This window comes from Exiguobacterium sp. s128, assembly GCF_018618815.1.
Taxonomy (GTDB): domain Bacteria; phylum Bacillota; class Bacilli; order Exiguobacteriales; family Exiguobacteriaceae; genus Exiguobacterium_A; species Exiguobacterium_A antarcticum.
Map to the genome: position 1 here is coordinate 1 of NZ_JACSMT010000043.1, position 22,217 is coordinate 22,217.

The window sequence follows — 22,217 nt, forward strand, 5'->3', positions numbered from 1 at the left end:
ATTTTGTGTGGTAACTCTATTCTACACGAGGTCGTTATGGGTTTTTTTGTGTTTTCAGCTAGGTGTTGCACTTAATATTACAATTCGTCGTAAAAAAAAAAGCGACCTGTCAAAGACAGACCGCTTTTACTTATTTTCCGGGATCACGCGCGAGACGCAATCGCGTTGATCCATTGTCCGGGAAAGCTTTCAGTTGTAATTTTTCACCTTGGTACCACGTACCGTAACTCGTTTCGACGACCGGTTCTCCCAGGGCGGACAAGCCGGAAGCCGACGCATTCGTCCAGTCGATCGCCTCGACGATTCCGTCTGATACGACTAAAAGGTACCCGGCATTCGAGAAGTGATAGGTGTTGACGGCATCCTTTTGCGTGTTTCCAAGTGCACCGTACTTCGCTTCAAATTTCTCAAGCGGTTGACCAAGATATTGCTCCGGCTTCTCGATTGGTTGATTCGCGACAACCTGTTGCAACGTCGCAAGAAGTGTCTTATCTTTAACCGCTGACGGGACATCCATCCGGACGTCCGTTTCCGGGATATATCCTTCGACGGCGTCACTTAGTTTTAAGTGAAGCATGCCATTTTCTGTATCCAGAATTTCGTAGACGTCTCCTAAATCGGCTTTATAGATGACGCTACTCCGATTGGCATCCTGATACACATCAACAAAGGGACGTGTCACCCATGCGGCTTGGCTGATTTCCGGTTTATCCGCCTTCTTCTTCGCTTTTGGTTCTTTTTTCTTTTGATCAGTCGAGGCTGACTTTTCTGTTTTTGGCTCTTTTTCTTTTTCGCCGTCGACGGACTTAGGTGATTCCACTGTTGATGTCGCATGACTCGCATCGTTCGTCGACACCATATAACCCCAACTACCAACGATCAGGACCGTCGCTAAGACACCACCAAGGGCGACACTACGCCGATTGCGTTTCTGCTTGCGGCGCTCTTTCCGGGACAATCGTTCTTGTTCTTTCTGTTGTTCATGTTGATCCATCTATTGTTCCTCCTGAATTGACCTAGACACTTTTTAACCACTATACCATCGATTAGCGTCTCGACAGTGGTTAAATTTCGATGACAGTTCTGCCTTGATGGGTGCCGTCGAGCAGGGAAGCCACGACGTCCGGAAGATCATGTAAACTTTTCGTTTCGACCAATTTCAGGACCGGTAACCGCCAGTCGGTTGCAAGCAGTTGCCAGAGGCGGATACGCTCCGTGATCGGCAATTGGACGGCATCGATTCCAATCAGGCGTATACCACGCAAGATGAACGGATAGACGGTCAGTGTCATTTCAGCCCCTCCCACATTGCCGCATGTCGTGACCGATCCACCATATTGTACGTACCGAATGACGGACGCGAGTAATGGTCCACCGACCGTATCGATGATGCCGGCATAACTTCCTTTTTTCAATGGACGTGTCGTTTCGTCCAAAAACGATTGCCGGGACAGGACTTCCGTCACGCCTACTTGTTTCAAACGATCCGCTTCCGCTTCTTTTCCCGTGACGGCATGAACGGTGAATCCCAGTTTAAGAAGCAGTGCGACAGCAATACTTCCGACTCCACCCGTCGCACCTGTGACGAGAACCGGACCGTCTTCCGGCTTCACCCGTCGCAACAGTTCATCCACTGATTGCGCGGCAGTCAAACCGGCCGTGCCGTACGCCATCGCTTCAAACGTCGTGAGTCCGTCCGGTAATGGTGTGATCCAGTCGCCCGGAACCTGTATGTATTCTTGAAAGCCGCCAGATGTATTCATGCCAAAATCAAATCCATTGACAACGACTGCCTCTCCTTCATGAAACCGTACATCGGTCGAGCTGACGATATGACCTGCTGCATCGACACCCGGCGTATGCGGATATTGTTTCGTCACCCCCCGGTTTCCCGCGACGGACAACGCATCCTTATAGTTGACGCACGAGTAGTCGACGCGAATCAACACGTCTCCTGCCGGCAACTCCACGACCTGTTTCTGTTCGAGTGTTCCAGTAAAGTCACCATTCTGTTCCCGGACAACAAATGCTTTGAATGTATTTTTCATATCCAAGTCCTCCTTCATGAATAACTTCCAGTAAACTATACCCGAACACAGTCGTCGGCATACCCTTTATTCGAGTTTTGTTCCCACAAAAAAACCGTGAATGCCGAAGCACTCACGGTTTTTGGCGTCTGACGAAAAGAAACGTTTTTCCGCAGGTAGTCACTGGTGACAGGTCAGAACGTCATCGGTCAGTGGTCATGGGTGTGCCGTGGCCGTTGAAATTCCCTATTGGAAGAGGTTTTGTGTCAGAAGCGCCGTCCCTGATCAGGAGTCTCACCTGACCAGGGTCTTACATGTAACGTGTCCCGTCAAAATCAATTTCCGTCCGATAGTTGGCGGCATTGATCGCATTCGAAATCCGGTGCGCCGCCCGCTCTATCTCCTGCGCTTTGATCCGGTACGCATCCGGGTCGTACAAGGCATGACGGATAACCGTCGTTCCTTCAAATCCATATTGGAATTCGCGTTTCGGACGGGCAGCGAGTTCCTGGAACTGTGTGGCTTTTGCCCGGAGCTGGGTCGCCAGTTCAATCGCTTCGACGAGCGGTACTTCACCTTCTGTCGTCTCGATGATTGTCGACAAGTTCGCAGCGTAGACTAGCCGGTCCAGTATCCGCATATCCCGGCGAACTTCGTCCATTGCCGATTCGACATCCAGTAACGTCCGCTCTTGACCGGTCGGTAAGGCTTCTCCCTTTTCAAGATCAATGAACGCAATCCGGTCCACTTCTTCGACTAATTGTTCGAGTTGTTTCCGTAAGATACTTTTAAGTTTCACGGCATCTGCTAAGTACATTGTTCAGTCCCCCCGTTTCCTAATCCTGCTCTAGTGTCTATTACGTCCTGAGATTATGAAAGGTTTCATTTGAGTTGCCCGAGATACTTGGAAAAATCATTTTCGATGTCCACCAATACCGTTGCCGTCACATCGGTTGATTGGTTCGGATCATAGCGGACCGTTTCATACAACCGTTGCAATTCAGGTGACGGCTGAAAACCAATTCGGGCAAACCATTCCCGGAACGACTCGGTCTCCCGTCGTTTCAGTTTCTGCGGGAGATGACGGTTAAACAAGACAACCTGTTGCCGGACCTGCTCGACCGGTAATGGCGGCAGTTCCTCTTCCATACTTGTTTCGCGCATCCGCTTCTTGATTCCAACCGGGCGTTGCTGCGACTCCCTGAACGTTCCGTTCCGCTTCTGTCGCTTACGAAGACGACGGACAATCAGAATCAGTCCGATTAAACCGGCGAGACCGGTTGCGACCAGCAGATACGGAAAGCCGCTGTCGCCCTCTTCGCCTTTCTCTTTCGAAAATGGATGGAATCCGAGTGAAATAAACTTTGTTTTCCGTGGTGTTCCTCCGCTTTCTCCCTTTTCGCCCGTCTCATATCCATAGATGATTTTTTCCTTTGGCGGCTCTTTTTTCTTAAACAAGTTCGACCACCAAAACGTCAATGGTTCGGATTCACACTCTCTTACACACTTTTGTTGTGCACCGCCCCCCGGAAATACTTCAACGGTTTGTAACGTCTTGTATCCTGCCTGAACTAACGGTTTCATGATGCCCAGCCCTAGAATGACCACACCAATCAAAATGAACAACCGACTTCGAAAGCGCATGTCCCCACCTCTATAATGTCATTTTTATCCATTATATCCGAAACACGACCTAATTATCGGAATTTTTTGTTTTTGACAGAAAGGGGCTTGAATACGGAAGGGGACGGGAAAAGGAAAAGAGTGATTTTTAGAGAGGGGTTTCTAGATGTTGAGATTAGATGAAACACATGATCCGTATCAGAATGGGCAACTGATCGCAGAATATACCGAAACGAAGTCGAACGGAGAGGCTGTCCTTCGGGCGGAGCAACTGATGAAAGACAGTCCGTTCGTTGCACCGCGCCGAACACCGCATCCAAGCCGTTATCTCCGGTCCTTGATTTCACCGCTCTTTTTGACGGATCGGGATAAACATATTCTGCCGTTGACGAAAGCCTTTGTCAGTGAACAGGATGAAGTCCGTCCGAGCTGGTTCGGACGGCTGACGTATGAATTCGAACAGTTGATCAGCCAGGTCGAAAAAGTCGATGTCCGGACGTATGGAGCAGTCGGGGACGGTGTGACGGACGATACACTCGCTTTCAAGGAAGCACTCGCTGACGGACACCGCCAAGTCCATGTCCCGGCCGGTACGTATCTCGTCCGAGGGATTCGTCTGCCGAGTTATACGATTTTGACCGGTGACGGCAAAGGACAAACGATTTTAAAACTTCATGATGCGGCACCAAAAGGACGCCGGTTGATCACGAATCAAAATTACTTACTCGGTAATCATCATCTGCTCGTCGAACGGATGACACTTGATTGGAACATCGAGCGGATCGGGGACGCTAAAAAAAGCAGCACGTGGGGCAATCATTCGAGTTGTTTGACCTATGCCCATGTCACGTACGGCTGGGTCTTTGACGTCGATGCCGTCAACCCGGGTCTGCACTGCTTTGATATCTCGACGCCTTACTACAACTATAATGGGGACGGTGCACGTGCCAACCTCAGCAGTTCGTTCATCTGGTTTGATGGTCTGACCGGATCCGGTTTCGGTGACGACGGCATCACGACCCACCACAGTGATCACTTGTTCATCTCGAACTGTTTTATGCGGGATCCAAGTGGGCGTGCCCATGCCGCTGGTTTCTCGAACTCAAACGGGATTGAGATTGATGACGGTTCACGTGATGTCTGGTTGTTCAACAATGCGACGACCCGTTGTTTCGGGGGGCTTGAAATCAAAGCCCATGCAACATCGTCTGCTGCATCGACCGTTAAAATCGTCGGTCACTTGTCCGTCGATGATCACCGGTCGTTCAACTTCCGTCACATCGGCCATCATCAAGCAACGGACCCGACATCGCAAACCGCATACAACATCGTCGCGACCCGTTTGATCGCCCAGACACCGCAATATACGGCGCTGTATCAAAATTCAAAGCCGCGGGCACTCATCGTCTCCGCGTACCGGAACGTCGTCATTCACGACTTCACGGTGCTCGGTGACCCCTATTATGACTATCAAGAACAACCCATGATTGGGATTCAGTACAAAGCACGTAACGTGACATTAAGCCAAGTCAAGATGAGTGGTTTCCGGCAGGCCAAAACGGACATTCAAGTCTTTGGCGGAAACAATCGCGCTGAGGATGTGCGCTTGCTTGATGTCCGGATCGAGGACTCTGCCAAACACGGCATCACGATTGGACCAAGCATCGAACGTGTCCGTTTAGCGAACGTCGCCATCAAAGGGGATGGGACGGTTGGTCTGAATGCCAAGTCCGAACCTGAACTCGAACGGTTTATCGCGACCGGCTATAAAGTACCGGTCCGCACGCATTCGACATAACTGGTTTCCGGATGATTCAGAACACAAAATAAGGCTGATTCGACGCATGTCGAGTCAGCCTTATTTATCTTATTGTGCGCGAAGATACGCCAATACCCGGGTATCAATCGAACGATCTGGTTGTTCCCGCATCTCGAAGTTTTCGGTATGCAGATACGTCCGGAATGCTTCGTCGAACGAGCCGCGGTAGCCGAGTTCGAGTAACTTATCCATCACTTCTGACTCCAGCGCATCATCGATCGGCTTGATTTCTTCCGGTTTACTTGGCTGTAGATAGAGAGTATGCAATTGATAAATCCGTTCCAGTTCCTGAATCGGACTCGTATGATCGTCGACCCGCAGATCGATGTACCGGTCATTGAATCCGCCGTATCCGCCACCTTCTTTGACGACTAACAAGGCAGCTGACTGCATCCCCCGCGAATCCCCTCCCGCTGCTTGACCGGCTGCGAGCGCCCGCAACAATCGTTCCGCGAGCGGTCCTTCCGTCGTCTCGAACACACGAGCCATTTCTTTGACTGTGTTCCCGTCGACCAAAATATTTCCCTGTGCTGCGAAGTGTTTCCCGGCAATCCCGCCCGCCCAGTCGTTGCAACCTTCACCTGTGAACGTCGCACTTTTACCGGAGGCATCCACGATTCCGACCTGGCGATCCGCTCGCCCTTCGTCCGCTTCCGTCAGACGTTTCAAGACTTCATCCGCCGACTTGCCTTCTGTAATCATTCGTAGTCCGTCCGGTCCATAAGCTGTATTCGCAAAGGATTGGGTCGCAATGGCACCTACACCGGCTTTCGCAAATGGAACCGCACTGCCGACTGCTAAAAATTTAGATTGAACCGCTACACCCCAAGCTTGTTCTTTTTCACAATAACCAACGATTGAATATGTCATGTTCTAAAAATCCCCCTTATTGTCATAACTAACCGTTCGTCGTACAAGTTCCCGTTTCCTGCATGTAAAAAACCTTCCGTTCACTTGGAACGGAAGGTCGATCTTCATTGAACACCTAAGAAAACAGCAAGTAACAATGCCCCACAAGCGAGGACAATCCAAATCGCAAATAATTTCCAAACGAACCGTAACCATTTGTCATAAGGAATACCGGCAATCGCTAAGAATGCCATCAAATGGGCACTCGTCGGGAAGATCATATTCGTCAGTCCATCACCGTACTGAAAGGCAAGAACGGCGACCTGGCGCTCGATTCCAAGCAAGTCAGCGAGTGGCGCCATGATTGGCATCGTCGTCGCCGCTTGTCCACTACCAGACGGAATAAAGAAGTTCGTAATCAGTTGGACGATGTACATCCCGATGACCGCAAGTGATGTCGGTAACTGTCCGACGGCATTCGACAAGCCGTAGATGACCGTATCGATGACACGACCATCTTCTAAGATGACGACGATTGCTCGGGCGAATCCTACAATTAAAGCACCAAATGTGACGGCTTTCGCCCCATCAATCAAACTCTCGAACGTCCGGTTGACGCCCATCGTCACAATCCCGGCAAGGAGACCAATGATGAGGAATGACGCCGTCAGTTCCGTCAAATACCAACCCCATTCGAAGATACCGATGACGTTCAGCGTGATTCCACCCACCAATACAACAAGGACAAAGAGGTGTTTTTTCGAAAAACGTGAGAACGTTGTCGTCTCTTCTTTCCGGTGTTGTTCCAGATCATGAACCAGACTCTTTGTCGGATCTTTTTTTACTTTTTGCGCGTAATTCATCACGTATACAATCGTGACGACTAAAAAGACGAGATAGACTGCTGTCCGATAACCGAGTCCACTAAATAGCGGTACTTCGGCAATCGATTGAGCGACACCGACCGTAAACGGGTTCAGCATCCCTCCGGCAAATCCGACGGCTGCCCCGAGACTGACGATGGCCGCACCCGTCATCGCATCGTACCCAAGCGCACGTGCCAGCATGATGCCGATCGGAACGAAGATGATGGTTTCTTCCGCCATCCCAATCGTTGCGCCCGCCACCGAAAAGACAAACATCGTCATCGGAATCATGATATGTCCCTTTTGACCAAAACGATTGATTAGTTGATTGATGCCCGACTCGATCGCACCCGTTTGCCGGATGATTCCGAAGACACCTCCGACCAGGAAGATGTAGAAGATGATGGCTGCGCCTGCTTCCATTCCTTTCGGGATTGCTTCAAATAAACCGAATAAGTTAACGGGTGCTGACTCAACCGCACGATACGTACCATCAATGACGACCGTTTGTCCGTCTTGTTTCTCCCGATCAAACTGTCCTGCCGGTAACGTATACGTCAAGATGACTGCAATCAGTAAAATTCCCATGATGATAGCATATGTGTGAGGCATCTTGAAGAAAGACCGGGCAGAAGCATCTGTCTGTGGTTTCCGTTCATTCATTCGCTTGCCTCCTGACTGACTTTTAAAATTTTACTCTCATAAGAGATAATGCCCTATTTATGGAAAAAATAACAGCGTATTTCGTCATTTAATTTTTTTGTAATATATCAATGACTGCTTCCTCTACAGAAAAACAAAAAAACCCGACCGCTTGTCAGGTTTTCTTCGTTATTTATACATTAAAACTTATGCATTAAATGATTGAACATCTAACGGTTTCGCAAGCGCTGTTTGAGCAAATGCTACGAACTGACCGAAATGCGCACTTGTGTTGTGTGATTCGATCGCTGCTTGATCTTCCCATTTCTCAATCATCATGAAGACATTTTCGTCTTCGATGCTTTGAAAGAGATCATAACTGATATTGCCCGCTTCCATGCGTGATCCTTCAATCAACGTTTTTGTTGCTTCTAAAAATTCTTGACGTTTGGCAGGTTGTACTTCTAATTTTGCTTCAATGGCGATCATTGGAAAGCCTCCTCTAAAATTTCATTAACGCAAGTATCGTAGCACCTTCCCTTCCCATTCTCCATTAAGATGCTTGTACGATTAAGGAAGTTATATTTCGGGTAAAAAAATATATCATTTTGGCAACAGAGAGGAGTCGATTCACATGACGGTCGAAATTTTTTATTTCGAGGATGATGGCGAGATTCCGAATCATCCAGAATTCCCTGTACTTGTTTATCGTCATGTCTTTGACGACCCTTCATCGATCGAGGATACGTTTCATGCCCACAATTGGCAAAATAGTTGGATCGACGGCATATTTGATTTCCATCATTATCATAGCGTCGCCCATGAGGTCATCGGTATTCTTGAAGGACATGCCAGTATCCAACTCGGTGGACCACTCGGGAAGACCTTCACGTTGACGGCTGGTGATGTCGTCATCCTTCCTGCCGGCACGGGACATAAGGCGTTACACACGAGCCGGCAGTTCAAAGTCGTTGGTGCATACCCAAATGGTCAAGACTACGATACGTTGACGGGTGATCCGTGTGAACGCCCGGATAATCTGGAACGGATTGTAAAAGTGGAACGGCCGCAAACGGATCCCGTTTACGGAAAAGAAGGCCCCTTATTTGAACACTGGTAGACACGTTTGCTTTCCGTCCATTGGAAAGCGAACGTTTTTTTCTGCTCCATCAGTGGTAAACCCTACTATTGTGTTTTTAAAAGGAGGAAGAAAAATGAATGAGACAGAACGGACCGTCATACTGGCGGCACTGAAACAAAAAACCGTCACGCTTCCGGATCAGACACATGTTCGTGCACTGGGTCAAGGAACATGGCGCATGGGAGAAGATCAAACGAAACGTCAGGCTGAGATCGACGCCTTACATGTCGGACTGGACAGCGGGATGGAGCTGATCGATACCGCGGAAATGTACGGGGAAGGTGCATCCGAACAGCTGATTCGTGAAGTGCTCAAAGAGCGACGCGACGAAGTGTTTCTCGTCTCGAAAGTCTATCCCCATAATGCAGGCGGCGAAAAACTGCGCGCCGCATGTGAGCGGACACTCGAAAACCTCGGCACGGATTATCTCGATCTCTACTTGTTGCACTGGCGTGGCAGCATTCCGTTACAGGAAACAGTTGATGGACTGGAACAATTGAAAGCCGAAGGAAAAATTCGCCGTTGGGGCGTCTCAAACTTTGACGTCAAGGACATGAAGGAACTTCTCGCGCTCGACAAAGGCGATCAGTGTGCCGTCAATCAAGTGCTTTATCACCTCGGTTCACGCGGGATTGAGTATGAGCTGATGCCGCTTCTCAAACAACACAGTATACCGGTTATGGCGTACTGTCCGCTTGCCGAAGGCGGCAGTTTACGGGATCAGTTGCTGGACCATCCGACTGTCGAACGACTCGCCGAAGAACACGGCGTCCAACCGGCACAAATCCTGCTTGCCTGGGCCATCCGAAGCGGCGATGTCATCGCGATTCCAAAAGCCGGACAAGCGCCACATGTGGAAGAAAACGGGAAGGCGGCTTTGATTGATCTAACGGAAGAAGAATTGGCCGCACTCGACGAAGCGTTCCCGGCACCAACGAAAAAAGAACCACTCGATATCGTCTAAGGAGGAGTACAGTCATGAACAAATCAGTCAAACTCGGAAAATCCAATTTAATGGTCAACCCAATCGGTCTTGGAACGAATGCTGTCGGTGGACATAACCTTTATCCGAATCTCGATGAACAGGCCGGGCGTGATCTTGTCCGCGTTGCTTTAATGAACGGCATCAATTTTTTGGATACCGCCTACATTTATGGTCCGGAACGTTCAGAAGAACTGGTCGGAGAAGTGTGGAGTGAAACGGTGGAGCGTGAAGAAGTCATTCTTGCGACAAAAGGGGCACACCAACTCATCGACGGCAATGTCGTCATGAACAACTCACCTGAATTTTTAAAACAAGCGGTCGAAGACAGTCTGAAACGTCTTCGAACAGACTATATCGACCTCTACTACATTCACTTCCCGGACGAGCAGACGCCAAAAGACGAAGCGGTCGCCGCGCTTGCCGAGTTGAAAGCCGAAGGAAAAATTCGGGCGATCGGGGTCTCGAACTTTTCGCTCGAACAATTAAAAGAAGCGAACAAAGACGGTCATATCGACGTCTATCAAGGAGAGTACAATCTCTTTAAACGTGACGCTGAAAAAGAGATTCTCCCGTACATCCGGGAACACGGCATTTCGTTCGTGCCTTACTTCCCGCTCGCAGCCGGTCTGCTTGCCGGAAAATACGATGCCGAAACGAAATTTGATGACCTTCGGAAAAATGATCCGTTGTTCCAAGAGGATGTATTTAAAGACAATCTGGCAAAAGTCGACTTGTTGCGTCCGATTGCGGAAGCAAAAGATGCCGAAGTCGCCCACATCGTCCTCGCCTGGTATTTAGCACAGGACGGCATCGACGCCATCATTCCAGGTGCGAAACGAGCTGATCAAGTCACGGATACAATCCGAACACTTGATGTAGAATTGATGGAAGAGGAAATCCGCCAAATTGATCAAATCTTCAGCTGACACAAAAACACCACGCCATTTTGACTTGGCGTGGTGTTGCTTTGAGCAAATTAAGCGAAAATCTTTGGGAACGCTCGTATGATAAAGAAACAGGAGGCGATTATTTATGAAACACCATTTTCATCTCACAGCCGACTGGCCCGGCAATCGGAATGATGTCGGACAGATCGAGACAGGTGAACTGAAAACGAAAATTTCGATTCCGGACGCGATGGACGGTCCCGGTGTCGGAACCAATCCGGACGAAATGTTACTGGGTGCGGCAGCAACGTGTTACATCATCACGCTGGCCGCGATGCTTGAACGCAACAACATTCCGAAAGTGTCACTGACAATGGAATCGGAAGGAATCGTCGACGTCACGAATGGTGTCTTTACCTATGACGCCATCATTCATCGACCGACCTTGATTCTTCCAGCGGACACAACGGAAGCGAACCTGACAAAAGCACGCCGTCTTGCCGAAAAAGCGGAAGGATCGTGTATGATTACCCGGGCACTGGCCGGTAATGTGAACGTTTCGTTAGAAGCGGTCGTGGAGTTGGAAAGGTAAAAATCTAGCATTATTTTTCACCCATTCAATTTGAGATTGATTGAAATGGGTGAATTTTTTATCAAAAAAAGTTCTGAAAAATATCCATTCATATGATTTTACTTTAGCGAGACCAGCCTTGTTTTAGAATTAGTTTCATTCATGCTCCTTGATGATATCGAATATAAACTCACGATTCAGCCAAAAACATTTCTTTGTTTCGGCTCCACCAAAAGGTGTCGGGTAAGTATCTAGTTTGTCTTGTGCTTTAGGTCTAACATGGCAAACGGTATACTCCGATTTTTTAGGAAGGCTATCAGCTTTATCCTCTTTAATTCTGCGAACGGTCTCTTCCCATACTTCTTTGACTTCCGTATCTAACGTCTCAATTGGCATATTCCACATTATCACTCGATCAAATATGTAGTTATCTTTACTCACCTCTTTGAACACCACGAACAGATATTTCGTCGTTTCAAACATCGTTCTCAATTCAGACTCTTCCCATGTCTCTTTAATTATTTCCGTATACTTGAATGTCGGGAATGACATCTCTTCTCTCAGTTTTCCGTTCAAACCAATCCTCATCGTCTTTAATTTAATCTTTGCCTTTAAAAACTCTTCAGATTTCTCAGCATCATCAAATGATTCATTCAACATTCTGGATGCCAACATCGCAAATTTTGATTTTGCGTCCGATTTTAGATTGAATCGACTTTTCAAGGAATCGACACTCATCCCTTTGAATTCATCCATTTTCTTGACTATCCATTCCTCTAAGCGTAATCCGGATAAACTGCCAACCATTCTTTTATACGTAGTGACCTCGTTAAAAATGTACTGATTCAATATCGCAGTCATATAAGATCCCTTTAAAGAAAAGGCTCTCTGCATTGCTAGCTCGTCTGAATATGGTTGCACGCGTAAACTTTTACTATTCGCACCTTTTGTACATGCCCCTAGATAACTCGTATCTCCCTCCGAGAGAAGGTGAGCTTCGCCCGATTTGATTTTCTCGACGATATACTCCCAATCCGCCTTTATGATTTCCAAATCCTCTTTCGGGAATTGGAACAACTGTGCATGTGTGATTGGATAATCTAATCGTTCCAACTCTTCTTCCCAAAGATAATTAACCAGTAATAATAACTTGTTCTTATAATAAAAACTACTTTGATCAAACTCTTCTTTCACCACATCCTGATAGTTGATGATGTTCAAGACAAGACGTTCTTTAGCTGAAAACTTCTTCCCTCTTTTCAATGCTTTATAGGGAGTAACCTTCAATTCGACGCCTGCGTCTTCAAAATCAGGAGCAGCATTGGAATTCGGTTTATATCCGAAATAATGTTCTTCCAGCAAGGTACCTAAATTCCCTCTTGATGCTTTGTTCTCGACAGCTTCAGGCATCACTTCCCGGAAACTTTTCCCTACCAGCCCTTTGGCATAACGTTCGATGTCTTCAGGGTTACTTGTATCGTATTTATACTCACTCATCTAAAGGCCTCCTGATTGAAAAATGTACTAATAAATTACATTTTACCTCCAACAAGTCTTTATTGCTTGGTTAAACTATTGAAATTCACGTACTCCGTATCATTCAAATCAATCACAAGGATTTCCGAAATCAATATCTTTCTCAAGAAATTCTTCCACTTCACTTTCAGCGTCTATACCATGATGCTCAGACAATTCAGTATGGGTTTTTATGATTTCTTCAATGACGCGATCAAAATCCTTATTCACCTCATGTTCCCAGAATCTCAATATCGTCCATTCTTCACACAGATAATGCTCAGTCTGTTCTTTATCTCGTTCACGATTACGTTTGATCTTATTTCTCCAAAATTCTATATTCGTCTTAGGTTCTTTGTAGTGAGTCGGACATCCGTGCCAAAAACAAGAATCTAAAAAAATCACTAACTTGATGCTAGGGAATGCAATATCAGGTGTTCCCAATAGTTTTCTATAATTCTTTCGGTATCTCAACCCTCGATGCCATAGTTCTTTTCTCACCTTTACTTCCATCTTCGTATCCTTGCCATGCACCTTACTCAGATTCTTATTTTTGGTCACCATTCCATCCACCTTCCCAAACTTAGCTTTTAACATCTTTTCCCGTTCAAGTAGAGTTTGGAAACAAAAAAGATACTCTTGATGTGCATCAAGAGTATCTTACGTATCAATTATTCAAAAACAACTTTTCTTGGAGAGGAATTTCTTCAACATGTTTGATTTCAAGTTGCTCGATTCTTTTTCCCATTCGCTCAATCAAGCCGACTACCAAAGCATTACCCATACAGAAATAACGCATACGATCACTCATCGTGTTCGTCCAATTATCAGGAAAACCATTCAGACGCTCACATTCAAGAGGTGTCAAGAAGCGTCTTCTTCCATCCACTTCAACGACATGAGAACTTCGATTCGTTGTTCCTTCACTAGTCAACATCGTCCGTCCAGGTTTGTCCAAGTCGTCAATTTCCGACATGCCTCCCTCTGAATAGATATACTTATGTCCATCGACCGAGGTTCTTTCGATTTTTTTAGCACCGCGCAAGAAGTTGAATTTTTCGATTGCACTCTCACTAAGATAAAACTTATCAGGTACCGTCTCTTCTGGTTGTAGAATGTCTCTCAGTAGAACCGGCTTCTCGAAAACAGGCTCAGTATGAATTGAATAGAAGTTCCCATCATGCATGTATCCAGAATTGTAGAAGGAAGCAGAAAAACTATCTGATATTTCTACGATGTCATCAGGTAACTTCCCAATTAACTTTCTATTTTTGATTACTTCATGTTTGACCGGAAACACGGGGCTAAAGAACCCTTTTTCAAACAGGATGTCTTCTGATTCGTACGATTCGAGTTCTTTAGAAAATCCAGTGTCATTTCTAGTTGCAAAGATGAATACACGTCTTCTTCGTTGAGCTTGCCCATATTCAGCCGCATTGATGACACGCCATTCCACCTTGTATCCTAAGTCACGGAAAGTAGCTAGCATGACTGCAAAATCACGTCCTCTTTGGCTTGCAGGTGACTTTAAAAGACGATCAACATTCTCTAACAGAACATAACGCGGCGATGTCGCTTCAATCACACGTCTGATTTCCCAGAATAGAACACCCTTTTTCCCTTGAATCCCCTTTTCCCCAGAGAGACTTCTAGCCACAGAATAATCTTGACAAGGAAATCCTCCGACGACAAGTTTAGCGTCTAGATTTTTAAAGGATTCGTCACTGACCTTAGTAATATCTTCATTAGAATGAATGCCTTTATCAAAGTTCGAAGCATAGCAATCAAATGCATCCTGTGCTTTTTTTGATGGTTCCCATTGGTTTCCCCAGACGACATTAAAAAAATCAGGATTAGCTTTTTCTAGACCAACTCGAAATCCGCCTACACCGGCAAACAATTCGACTGTGTTCATTTTTCTATTTATATCCATAAATACGAACGTCCTTTCGTAGTACTAATTTAACTCATTATAGCAAAGAAAATATGGCTTGAACAGATCGAAATTATGAAATAACGCATAATCAACCCTATATTTCCGTAAGGTTTCTCAAAAGTATTTTCATACGTTAAGGAAAGACAAAACAAATTATCCACATGTGGATAACTCACGCTATGGTATAATAATTGAACTTATCCACAACTAGAAATGAGGAACTTATGTGCCACGTGAAATCTATCCCGTCGTCGTCAAAGCGACGGCCATCGAACAAATTAAAAATAGACAACCCCTTCTATATAAAGAGCTGTTCCAAAAGAGTAATCATTTAAAAGAAGCAGGCGCGTTGCTTCGATTGATTACAGAAGATAAAGAATACCTTGCGACCGGTTATTTTGGCAAGCAGGAAAAAGGACTCGGTTGGTTACTCTCAACCGATGAACTGCAAGACATCGATGATATCTTTTTCAAAGAAAAAATCGAGGTTGCCCTCGATCGTCGAAATGATTTTTTTGAGAACGATTTGATTGATACATTCCGGGTCTTTAATGGTTCCGGTGACGGCATCGGCGGATTGACCATCGATTGTTTTGATCACCATTACTTGATTACATTCGAGAACGAAGGCATCTACTCGTTTAAATCCGATATCGTCTCGGCGCTCGAGTCACTCATTCATTTTAAGAGCATTTACGAAAAACGAACGTTCCAAATCGACGGTCAACCCGTCAAAGGAGACGATTTCTTAGCCGGTGAACGCGGTGATTTCCCGGAAGTTTTACAAGAAAACGGCACACCGCTGTTGTACCATCTCGATGCCGGCATGCGGACAGGACTTGATATCCAGCAACGTGACCTCCGTTCCGTCGTTAAAGAGCACGCCATGGACCTTCGTGTCCTGAATCTGTTTTCTGACACCGGTACGCTAACAGCGGCCGCCCTACTCGGTGGTGCGACTGAAACAACCAGTGTCGATTTCTCGACGCGGAGCCGCAATAAAACAATCGAACAACTTGAACTGCATCAACTGGATCACGCGACACAGACAATTCTTGTGCAAGACGCATTTGACTATATCGATCAAGCCGACAAAAAAACACGCTTCGATTTCGTCATCGTCCATCCCCCGGCGCTCGTCAAAACACAGACACGTCATTTCCGAGCGGAAGTTGACTTACCCGCTTTGATTCAACAAACGATACATATGACGCATCGTGGCGGACTGTTGCTGATCACGACAGATTGTCCTTTATTCGATCAAGTCCGTTTTATGAAGATGGTCGATCAAGCGTTTAAAAAGTTACGTCAAACGTACGAAATCGTTTGGGAAAGTACTCCTTTGGACGATTTCCCGGAACACGCTTCATTAAAAGAAGTGGCTTCAAAAGCCGTCTTAATCCGTCGTAAATAAACACATAATTAACGATTCTGCTGATGAAAAAATCATCAGCAGAATTTTTTTGGAATGAAAAGGAAAAGTAAACTGAATAGCGAATCATTATTCTTAGGAAAAATTAGCTCTCATTTTAAGTAATGCTAATCTTTCCAAAATGTGACCGCTGATCAAAGGTTTGATAGGCAACATTCAACGCATCGATTTGGCGCGGCACGTGTTCTTCGATGACGAGATCGATGACTCCATCCGCGACGAGTTTTGCGACTTCTGCTAGATGCTCTTGTTGACGTAACATCTCTTTTTCTTTTCCTTTCAGCAAAGGAAGAGCAACAAACACAGCTTCAAGCGTCAACGCCTTACTGTGCATCGGTGTCAAATCTTGTGTCGTCCGCGTTGCGATGGAAATAATTTTTCCACGTTCTTTCGCAAGGATGAACGACTCTTGCAGATGATCCCCGCCGACGGTATCAATGATGACATCAAATCCATCATGACCGAGACGTGTCAGCAATTTCTCGGCGGATTCCTCCCGGTACCGGTGCGGACGAATGCCATGGTCTTCTAACCACCTCGCTTTTTCATCGTTCGAAGCGCTCGCTGTCACGTCACACCCGTAATGTTTAGCCAGTTGTCCGACAAGATGTCCAACTCCACCCGTTCCACCTGCTACATATACTCGCATCCCCGACTGGACGGTTGCCCGTTCTTTCAGTACTTCCATCGCGGTCAGGCTGATGACCGGCAGGCAACCTGCTGCGGCAATGTCCAGATTGTCCGGTCTGTGTACGGCCATCTGTTCCGGAACCAACATCTGTTCCGCGAGTGCCCCCGATCGGTTTCCGAGTCCACCACCAAAGGCAATGACATGATCGCCGACGGAAAAAGACGTCACACTCTCCCCGATTTCAATGATTGTCCCCGTAACATCGCCCTGGAGAATTCCAGTTGGCGGAGCTGCTGCCACATGACCAAAAAACATTTTTGTGTCCAGTGGATTTAGGCTTGTACCCTCCACATTAATCTTCAAATCGTAGTTCCCCGTTTGATTGAGTGTGACGTCTTTTTCTGTTAACGTAGCGTCTTTTCCGTACTGTTCGACGACATAAGCTTTCATAAAAAAATCCCCCTTTTTTTCAAATCAGTTTATCCTGTTTCAGAATACTCTAACATTCGTACTTCATGCTATGATGAAGCTACCTTAACTCAGAAAGGACGTTTTCCCTTTGAAACATGATTTAATTCGTCGTTTGACTACATATGCGAAAATCGATACCCAGTCTGACTACGCCAGTACGACCGTCCCGACTACAGACGGACAATGGACGCTCGCCCGCCTCCTTGTTGACGAACTGAAGGAAATTGGCATGAGTGATGTGACCGTCGATGAAAATGGATATGTCATGGCGACTCTTCCTGCAAATACTGATGCTGATATTCCGACGATCGGATTTTTAGCACACCTGGATACGGCAACTGATTTTACGGGGACAAACGTCCATCCGCAAATCATTGAAGACTATGATGGAGAAGATTTGGTGCTCAATGCAACGCTTCCTGTCATCCTATCACCAAAGGATTTTCCTGCACTTAAAAACTACGTCGGGCATACGTTGATGACAACAGATGGCACGACATTGCTCGGTGCTGATAATAAGGCCGGTATCGCCGAAATCATGACCGCGATGCATCACCTCATCACCCATCCGGAAATCAAACACGGCCGAATCCGTGTTGCCTTCACACCAGACGAAGAAATCGGACGTGGTCCGCATCATTTCGACGTCGCAGCATTTGATGCCAAGTTCGCCTATACGGTCGACGGTGGTCCGCTCGGCGAACTCGAATATGAAAGTTTTAACGCCGCTGCGGCCGAAATCGTCTTCCACGGAACAAACGTCCATCCGGGTACAGCGAAAGATAAGATGGTCAATTCACAAAAACATGCGATGGCTTTCCAAAACCGGTTACCGGGTGATGAAGCACCTGAATTCACAGATGGTTTCGAAGGATTCTATCATTTAATTTCGTTTGAAGGATCGGTCGAAAAAACGACTGTCCAGTACATCATCCGTGATTTCGACCGCGCGAAGTTCGAAGCCCGCAAACACTTCCTGACGGCCTTAGTCGAAGAATGGAACAAGAAATATGGAGCGGGAAGCGTCGAGCTGGAGCTAAACGACCAATACTACAACATGCGTGAAAAAATCGAACCACACATGGAAATCGTGGATATCGCCCATGCGGCGATGGAATCGCGTAGCGTCACACCACTCATTAAACCAATCCGTGGCGGGACGGACGGCTCGCAACTGTCGTACATGGGACTTCCGACACCAAATATCTTTACAGGTGGCGAAAACTACCACGGGAAGTTTGAGTTCATCTCTGTCGACAATATGGTTAAAGCAACGGAAGTCGTTGTGGCAATTGCTGAACGATTCGCTACGTCATCTAAATAAGATCACTCAACAAAAGCAGATTCTCGATGTGAGAATCTGCTTTTTTTTCATGATGTGTGTTGCTGTTTCTTCAGACGATAAATATATCCAAGTAAGAAAACAATAATCCATGTTGAGGCAATCATTAATTCCTTGGACCATTCTCCAATGAAGGAATTCGGATTCTTTTCGATTTTTGGAATCTTCTCTTCCATTTGTCTTACTTGTTTTTCCGTTACCTTAAATTCATCATTCCATGTCCACGTCCGTTCTTTCTCTTCAACGTGAATCGCAACTTGATACGTACCTGCTTTTAAAATACCCATTGTTTCAATCGGCACTGTCATGTAGGTTGATGGTGCAAAACGAACGTCCATTTCTTTACGGACAACGACCTTTTTATTTTTGGTAACGACCGTTTCAAACTTCATCGGTTGCGTAATCGTCGGCGCTTGGTTTGCAAGCTTTACTAAAACATTCGGACGTGTCAGATACGATTTGGTTTGAATCCCTTCGTAGGTCAGCTTAGGCGAGAGATCTTTAATTTCAGAACGGACTTTTAATCCAATAACGTAAGCATGTCGATTTTGAATCCCAATCGTATCTTGTTTAGCTTCACTTGCCTTAAACTTTTTTTCGACCCGAATCCCTGCAAGGACCGTTCCAGTCAACTCATTTGGAATGTGCAGAGGCAAAGAAACCACTTTTGATTTCCCACTTTTGATGAAGGTCGATGTTGTAGCCGGTCGGACCATGTCCGTTAATGAAACAGGCGCAAGAGCGAGCGGTTTTTTTTGCTCATAGACGATTAATCCGTTCCCATTCGTCGTCGCATTTCGAACGGATGTTAAAAACGTTTGATCGTCCGACCCATGATTATAAATCCGAACACGGACATTCGTCTTTTGTTCTGCTGCCATTCGTAAGTCAAAGTATGTCACATCCGAATCGACTTGAAATTCGTTTGGTATCGCTTCGATTGAAAAATTGACAGGTTCATCTGCTTTGACGACAGATGGACTACCTGCGCTGAATAACAGATAAAACGTAATGGCAAGACTAGTGATACCCCATTTTTTCATCTCTACTCCCCCTTGATTCCGAATCAATTCACGACGTCAGAGAGGACCCACTCAAGAGTAGCCGTGTGTGTTCCTTCAACTTGTGTATTGATTGGAACATCTAACGAAATACGGGTATTCGGGGCTTGTCCTATCAGGTCTCCCGGCCAGTAAACGAGCCAGGTTGAGAACGTACCGGCAGCCGATGATAAAATCGATGTACCGTCTGCTGCGCCTGCTTCTAATACAACGTCTTGAGTCGTCGGTGCTGGAACACCAATCAAGTCAATCGCTGATTTCACAATCCCGTTTTTGATGGATAGTTTTGCTCCTATTAATGACTCATCAGATGTTTGTGAGTTTGTAAAATTGCCCAGCTTCACTTTCACATCCCACTTGGAACGAATTGCGCGTCGATCGGTTACTTGCAGGAACGGTTTTTTATCCAGTGCTTGATAGACGGCTGAATTGGTCGCACGTGATTCGTGCGAACCGAAATCAAAATTTGGTGCATAGTCAAGAGTAAGGGGACCCGTGTTTCCCGTCGGATTGTTTCCTCCATCGCCGGTAGGATCATAAGGTTTTGTTGGATCCGGAGTTTCCGGATCCACGATAACGGGTGCTGTATTTGTCGTAAAGGTAATGGTCGCCTTTGAGTTTCCTGTCGACGTCGTAGCAGCGAATGCGGAAGTCGTTCCAAGCAATAAAGCCGTACTCATCAATACCGAGGTTGCAACAAACCGTTTTTTCATCTAAATTTCCTCCTCCTTGTTAAGGCGCATTGACTAAACTCCATTGAATATCTGCACTATACGTTGAAGGTGTAGCGTATTTTCCTGTCAGATCTAAAATGACCCCTTCCTCTTTAGCATAGATGAGTGGTGCTTGACTTTGGTTGCCTGTCATTTGTCCGGTCGCGACTTCAATCTCTGCCGCTTGAAGCAGCTGCTTTTTCGTCGCCGTCTTGAAATACAAGACATTTTTAAGGACATCCCCTTCCGTGCTGGTCAATGGACGGGTCAGACTGGCTTGTAACCGCCAGTTATATCCTGGTGCATTTTCATGCGCGATTGAAATCGTCATTGATTCAAGTCGCGAAATGACAGTTTCCCGTCCCGTTAACTCATAACTTCCAAAATCGAGCGTCGACGGAACAGTCAGACTGAACGTCGGGCCGATTCCGAGTGTCGCCGTTGCGGTATTGCCACTTAATACATTTAAATCAATCAAACCGTCGACTAAAGCACTTTTGAAGGTATAGGTTTTATCTAGACCAACCGGTAGTTGCCCGACTTTAAAAGATAATATGAAACGATCATTACTTAGTAAAGATAGTTTTAGTAAGGAACTGACATCGGCGTAAATTTGATTATTGGTTCGGTCGATTACCGGTACCACATCGACCGTTCGTGTTCCGATTCCTAACAATCCGCTATATCGATACTGGAGTTGAACTGAATTCGCTTCAATGCTCTGCATCACCTCGGGTGGCAACCGAAAGGTGATATAGCCACTCGATAAGTTAGCGTTCAGTAAGCTCGAAACATCATTGACGAGTTGAATCGTTTTCGTAGTGGCATTATACGTAACACTCAAGCTGGAATTTCCGAGCACAGCGATACCAGCAAGACGAGGGGTTACCGCTTGTCGCTTTGCTACTGGCTCTTTTTTTGTTGCTTTAGGTACCGGCAGTTCTTCCGGCGAGGTTTCCTTTTTTTCTACAGGAGAATCCTTCTGTTGTTCATTCGATTTTTCTTCTGTTGATGAAGGTGGAGCGATTGGAGATTCTTCCTCTTCAGAAAGAGGAGAATCAGAATTTTCGGAATCAGAGTTTGCTGGAGTATCGTCCTCGGATGCTGGTATATCTGGAGGCATCGGGTTTTCAGTCCCGGATGTGGATGGTTCTGGGGTCGTCGGGGTGTCGCTCTCAGGTGTGGGTGAAGTCACGGACTCGTCCTTCTCTGGATATGCTGGTGAGATTACTTCTTCATTTGGTTCCTCTTGTTCTTCCGGAGATGTCTTGTCCGGAACGGCTGTTTCATCTTCTTGATCCGCCTCTTTTAATTCTGCTTCTTCCAGTACTACTTCGCATGCTTTCAGTTTTTCTAAAAGAAGAGGATTATCAGACGCGTCCGTCTCCTTTTCCATTTCTTCTAAGAAGTTTTTGCACAGTTCAACCGTTAATGGTTCTTCTGACTCAGTCTGATTCGTGACAGCTCGGCTCGAATTCACAGGTAAAAGTAATGAACAGAGAAAAATCATGAGGATGATGAGATTCGGGGAACGATTTCTATACATATATCTTTTTCCCTCCCATTGACCTATTTCAATAGACCTAGTACATAGTATCGTTTATTTCCTTCAAAACAGGCTCATCACCATAAGGTGTGGTTGACACATAAAATCCATCGGATTTTAAATCGAACATAGAAAAAAAGCGAAAACCCCGGTATCGTAA

At 46.2% G+C, this 22,217-nt stretch carries 21 protein-coding genes; 7 read left to right on the forward strand and 14 right to left on the reverse strand.

The window, feature by feature from the left end:
• Nucleotides 1-130: 130 nt before the first annotated feature.
• The 4 genes from KNQ13_RS13075 to KNQ13_RS13090 form a co-directional block, all read right to left on the reverse strand.
• Nucleotides 131-994 (reverse strand): hypothetical protein, encoded by an 864-nt coding sequence (locus KNQ13_RS13075; protein ID WP_026830431.1) that lies wholly within the window; start codon nucleotides 992-994, stop codon nucleotides 131-133.
• 70 nt (nucleotides 995-1,064) lie between these two features.
• Nucleotides 1,065-2,048: a YhdH/YhfP family quinone oxidoreductase gene (locus KNQ13_RS13080; protein ID WP_026830432.1), complete on the reverse strand. Its 984-nt coding sequence runs from the start codon at nucleotides 2,046-2,048 to the stop codon at nucleotides 1,065-1,067.
• A 289-nt stretch (nucleotides 2,049-2,337) separates the two neighbouring features.
• Nucleotides 2,338-2,844, reverse strand: a complete 507-nt coding sequence (locus tag KNQ13_RS13085; RefSeq protein WP_026830433.1) for a hypothetical protein — start codon at nucleotides 2,842-2,844, stop codon at nucleotides 2,338-2,340.
• A 65-nt stretch (nucleotides 2,845-2,909) separates the two neighbouring features.
• Entirely contained in the window at nucleotides 2,910-3,671 is a 762-nt protein-coding gene (locus KNQ13_RS13090; protein ID WP_026830434.1) for a hypothetical protein, read from the reverse strand.
• A gap of 145 nt (nucleotides 3,672-3,816) precedes the next feature.
• On the opposite strand from KNQ13_RS13090, the gene KNQ13_RS13095 reads away from it, so the two are divergent.
• The gene (locus tag KNQ13_RS13095) at nucleotides 3,817-5,448 is read left to right on the forward strand and encodes a glycosyl hydrolase family 28-related protein (protein WP_026830435.1); all 1,632 of its coding nucleotides are present in this window, start codon (nucleotides 3,817-3,819) and stop codon (nucleotides 5,446-5,448) included.
• Between the two features lie 69 nt (nucleotides 5,449-5,517).
• Here the strand turns inward: KNQ13_RS13095 and KNQ13_RS13100 are convergent, their stop codons facing one another.
• From KNQ13_RS13100 to KNQ13_RS13110, 3 genes are all read right to left on the reverse strand, one after another.
• Nucleotides 5,518-6,339 carry a DUF1028 domain-containing protein gene (locus KNQ13_RS13100; RefSeq protein WP_014971654.1) on the reverse strand — a complete coding sequence of 274 codons (822 nt, stop codon included), beginning with the start codon at nucleotides 6,337-6,339 and terminating at the stop codon, nucleotides 5,518-5,520.
• A 104-nt stretch (nucleotides 6,340-6,443) separates the two neighbouring features.
• The gene (locus tag KNQ13_RS13105; protein ID WP_026830436.1) at nucleotides 6,444-7,847 is read right to left on the reverse strand and encodes a YfcC family protein; all 1,404 of its coding nucleotides are present in this window, start codon (nucleotides 7,845-7,847) and stop codon (nucleotides 6,444-6,446) included.
• Between the two features lie 186 nt (nucleotides 7,848-8,033).
• Nucleotides 8,034-8,315 carry a putative quinol monooxygenase gene (locus tag KNQ13_RS13110; RefSeq protein WP_026830437.1) on the reverse strand — a complete coding sequence of 94 codons (282 nt, stop codon included), beginning with the start codon at nucleotides 8,313-8,315 and terminating at the stop codon, nucleotides 8,034-8,036.
• 145 nt (nucleotides 8,316-8,460) lie between these two features.
• Here KNQ13_RS13110 and KNQ13_RS13115 point away from each other — a divergent pair, with 145 nt between their 5' ends.
• The 4 genes from KNQ13_RS13115 (at nucleotide 8,461) to KNQ13_RS13130 (ending at nucleotide 11,431) form a co-directional block, all read left to right on the forward strand.
• The gene (locus KNQ13_RS13115) at nucleotides 8,461-8,946 is read left to right on the forward strand and encodes a cupin domain-containing protein (RefSeq protein WP_026830438.1); all 486 of its coding nucleotides are present in this window, start codon (nucleotides 8,461-8,463) and stop codon (nucleotides 8,944-8,946) included.
• Between the two features lie 94 nt (nucleotides 8,947-9,040).
• On the forward strand, nucleotides 9,041-9,931 hold the full coding sequence (locus KNQ13_RS13120) for an aldo/keto reductase (RefSeq protein WP_026830439.1): 891 nt from the start codon (nucleotides 9,041-9,043) through the stop codon (nucleotides 9,929-9,931).
• Between the two features lie 14 nt (nucleotides 9,932-9,945).
• Nucleotides 9,946-10,878, forward strand: coding sequence for an aldo/keto reductase (locus KNQ13_RS13125; protein ID WP_026830440.1), 933 nt, complete (start codon nucleotides 9,946-9,948; stop codon nucleotides 10,876-10,878).
• Between the two features lie 106 nt (nucleotides 10,879-10,984).
• A complete protein-coding gene (locus KNQ13_RS13130; RefSeq protein ID WP_209548441.1) occupies nucleotides 10,985-11,431 on the forward strand; it encodes an OsmC family protein in 447 nt (148 codons plus the stop codon).
• A 135-nt stretch (nucleotides 11,432-11,566) separates the two neighbouring features.
• On the opposite strand, the gene KNQ13_RS13135 is transcribed toward KNQ13_RS13130, so the two are convergent.
• The 3 genes from KNQ13_RS13135 to dcm form a co-directional block, all read right to left on the reverse strand.
• The gene (locus KNQ13_RS13135; RefSeq protein ID WP_209548440.1) at nucleotides 11,567-12,907 is read right to left on the reverse strand and encodes a Sau3AI family type II restriction endonuclease; all 1,341 of its coding nucleotides are present in this window, start codon (nucleotides 12,905-12,907) and stop codon (nucleotides 11,567-11,569) included.
• Nucleotides 12,908-13,015: 108 nt separating this feature from the next.
• Complete coding sequence (locus KNQ13_RS13140; protein WP_251027455.1) at nucleotides 13,016-13,522, reverse strand: very short patch repair endonuclease; 507 nt, start codon at nucleotides 13,520-13,522, stop codon at nucleotides 13,016-13,018.
• Between the two features lie 70 nt (nucleotides 13,523-13,592).
• Complete coding sequence (gene dcm, locus KNQ13_RS13145; protein ID WP_209548439.1) at nucleotides 13,593-14,858, reverse strand: DNA (cytosine-5-)-methyltransferase; 1,266 nt, start codon at nucleotides 14,856-14,858, stop codon at nucleotides 13,593-13,595.
• A 229-nt stretch (nucleotides 14,859-15,087) separates the two neighbouring features.
• Here dcm and KNQ13_RS13150 point away from each other — a divergent pair, with 229 nt between their 5' ends.
• Nucleotides 15,088-16,275, forward strand: a complete 1,188-nt coding sequence (locus tag KNQ13_RS13150; protein ID WP_209548438.1) for a class I SAM-dependent rRNA methyltransferase — start codon at nucleotides 15,088-15,090, stop codon at nucleotides 16,273-16,275.
• Nucleotides 16,276-16,390: 115 nt separating this feature from the next.
• Here KNQ13_RS13150 and KNQ13_RS13155 read toward each other — a convergent pair whose 3' ends face one another.
• Nucleotides 16,391-17,374 (reverse strand): zinc-binding dehydrogenase, encoded by a 984-nt coding sequence (locus tag KNQ13_RS13155; RefSeq protein WP_209548437.1) that lies wholly within the window; start codon nucleotides 17,372-17,374, stop codon nucleotides 16,391-16,393.
• A 109-nt stretch (nucleotides 17,375-17,483) separates the two neighbouring features.
• On the opposite strand from KNQ13_RS13155, the gene pepT reads away from it, so the two are divergent.
• On the forward strand, nucleotides 17,484-18,719 hold the full coding sequence (pepT, locus tag KNQ13_RS13160; RefSeq protein WP_209548436.1) for a peptidase T: 1,236 nt from the start codon (nucleotides 17,484-17,486) through the stop codon (nucleotides 18,717-18,719).
• A 47-nt stretch (nucleotides 18,720-18,766) separates the two neighbouring features.
• Here the strand turns inward: pepT and KNQ13_RS13165 are convergent, their stop codons facing one another.
• The 3 genes from KNQ13_RS13165 to KNQ13_RS13175 are packed head-to-tail and all read right to left on the reverse strand — an operon-like array spanning nucleotide 18,767 to nucleotide 22,057.
• A complete protein-coding gene (locus KNQ13_RS13165; RefSeq protein ID WP_209548435.1) occupies nucleotides 18,767-19,780 on the reverse strand; it encodes a DUF916 domain-containing protein in 1,014 nt (337 codons plus the stop codon).
• A gap of 23 nt (nucleotides 19,781-19,803) precedes the next feature.
• Nucleotides 19,804-20,511, reverse strand: coding sequence for a WxL domain-containing protein (locus KNQ13_RS13170; RefSeq protein ID WP_209548434.1), 708 nt, complete (start codon nucleotides 20,509-20,511; stop codon nucleotides 19,804-19,806).
• Between the two features lie 19 nt (nucleotides 20,512-20,530).
• Entirely contained in the window at nucleotides 20,531-22,057 is a 1,527-nt protein-coding gene (locus KNQ13_RS13175) for a hypothetical protein (protein WP_214755812.1), read from the reverse strand.
• Nucleotides 22,058-22,217 lie beyond the last annotated feature (160 nt).

What these genes read in the sequence shown, in the direction of transcription:
- KNQ13_RS13135 (WP_209548440.1), bottom strand. Translation starts at nt 12,907, where the DNA reads ATGAGTGAGTATAAATACGATACAAGTAACCCTGAAGACATCGAACGT.
- KNQ13_RS13165 (WP_209548435.1), bottom strand. Translation starts at nt 19,780, where the DNA reads ATGAAAAAATGGGGTATCACTAGTCTTGCCATTACGTTTTATCTGTTA.
- KNQ13_RS13110 (WP_026830437.1), bottom strand. Translation starts at nt 8,315, where the DNA reads ATGATCGCCATTGAAGCAAAATTAGAAGTACAACCTGCCAAACGTCAA.
- KNQ13_RS13155 (WP_209548437.1), bottom strand. Translation starts at nt 17,374, where the DNA reads ATGAAAGCTTATGTCGTCGAACAGTACGGAAAAGACGCTACGTTAACA.
- KNQ13_RS13085 (WP_026830433.1), bottom strand. Translation starts at nt 2,844, where the DNA reads ATGTACTTAGCAGATGCCGTGAAACTTAAAAGTATCTTACGGAAACAA.
- KNQ13_RS13130 (WP_209548441.1), top strand. Translation starts at nt 10,985, where the DNA reads ATGAAACACCATTTTCATCTCACAGCCGACTGGCCCGGCAATCGGAAT.
- KNQ13_RS13090 (WP_026830434.1), bottom strand. Translation starts at nt 3,671, where the DNA reads ATGCGCTTTCGAAGTCGGTTGTTCATTTTGATTGGTGTGGTCATTCTA.
- KNQ13_RS13095 (WP_026830435.1), top strand. Translation starts at nt 3,817, where the DNA reads ATGTTGAGATTAGATGAAACACATGATCCGTATCAGAATGGGCAACTG.
- KNQ13_RS13105 (WP_026830436.1), bottom strand. Translation starts at nt 7,847, where the DNA reads ATGAATGAACGGAAACCACAGACAGATGCTTCTGCCCGGTCTTTCTTC.
- KNQ13_RS13075 (WP_026830431.1), bottom strand. Translation starts at nt 994, where the DNA reads ATGGATCAACATGAACAACAGAAAGAACAAGAACGATTGTCCCGGAAA.
- dcm (WP_209548439.1), bottom strand. Translation starts at nt 14,858, where the DNA reads ATGGATATAAATAGAAAAATGAACACAGTCGAATTGTTTGCCGGTGTA.
- KNQ13_RS13080 (WP_026830432.1), bottom strand. Translation starts at nt 2,048, where the DNA reads ATGAAAAATACATTCAAAGCATTTGTTGTCCGGGAACAGAATGGTGAC.
- KNQ13_RS13115 (WP_026830438.1), top strand. Translation starts at nt 8,461, where the DNA reads ATGACGGTCGAAATTTTTTATTTCGAGGATGATGGCGAGATTCCGAAT.
- KNQ13_RS13100 (WP_014971654.1), bottom strand. Translation starts at nt 6,339, where the DNA reads ATGACATATTCAATCGTTGGTTATTGTGAAAAAGAACAAGCTTGGGGT.
- KNQ13_RS13170 (WP_209548434.1), bottom strand. Translation starts at nt 20,511, where the DNA reads ATGAAAAAACGGTTTGTTGCAACCTCGGTATTGATGAGTACGGCTTTA.
- KNQ13_RS13120 (WP_026830439.1), top strand. Translation starts at nt 9,041, where the DNA reads ATGAATGAGACAGAACGGACCGTCATACTGGCGGCACTGAAACAAAAA.
- KNQ13_RS13140 (WP_251027455.1), bottom strand. Translation starts at nt 13,522, where the DNA reads ATGTTAAAAGCTAAGTTTGGGAAGGTGGATGGAATGGTGACCAAAAAT.
- KNQ13_RS13125 (WP_026830440.1), top strand. Translation starts at nt 9,946, where the DNA reads ATGAACAAATCAGTCAAACTCGGAAAATCCAATTTAATGGTCAACCCA.
- KNQ13_RS13175 (WP_214755812.1), bottom strand. Translation starts at nt 22,057, where the DNA reads ATGTATAGAAATCGTTCCCCGAATCTCATCATCCTCATGATTTTTCTC.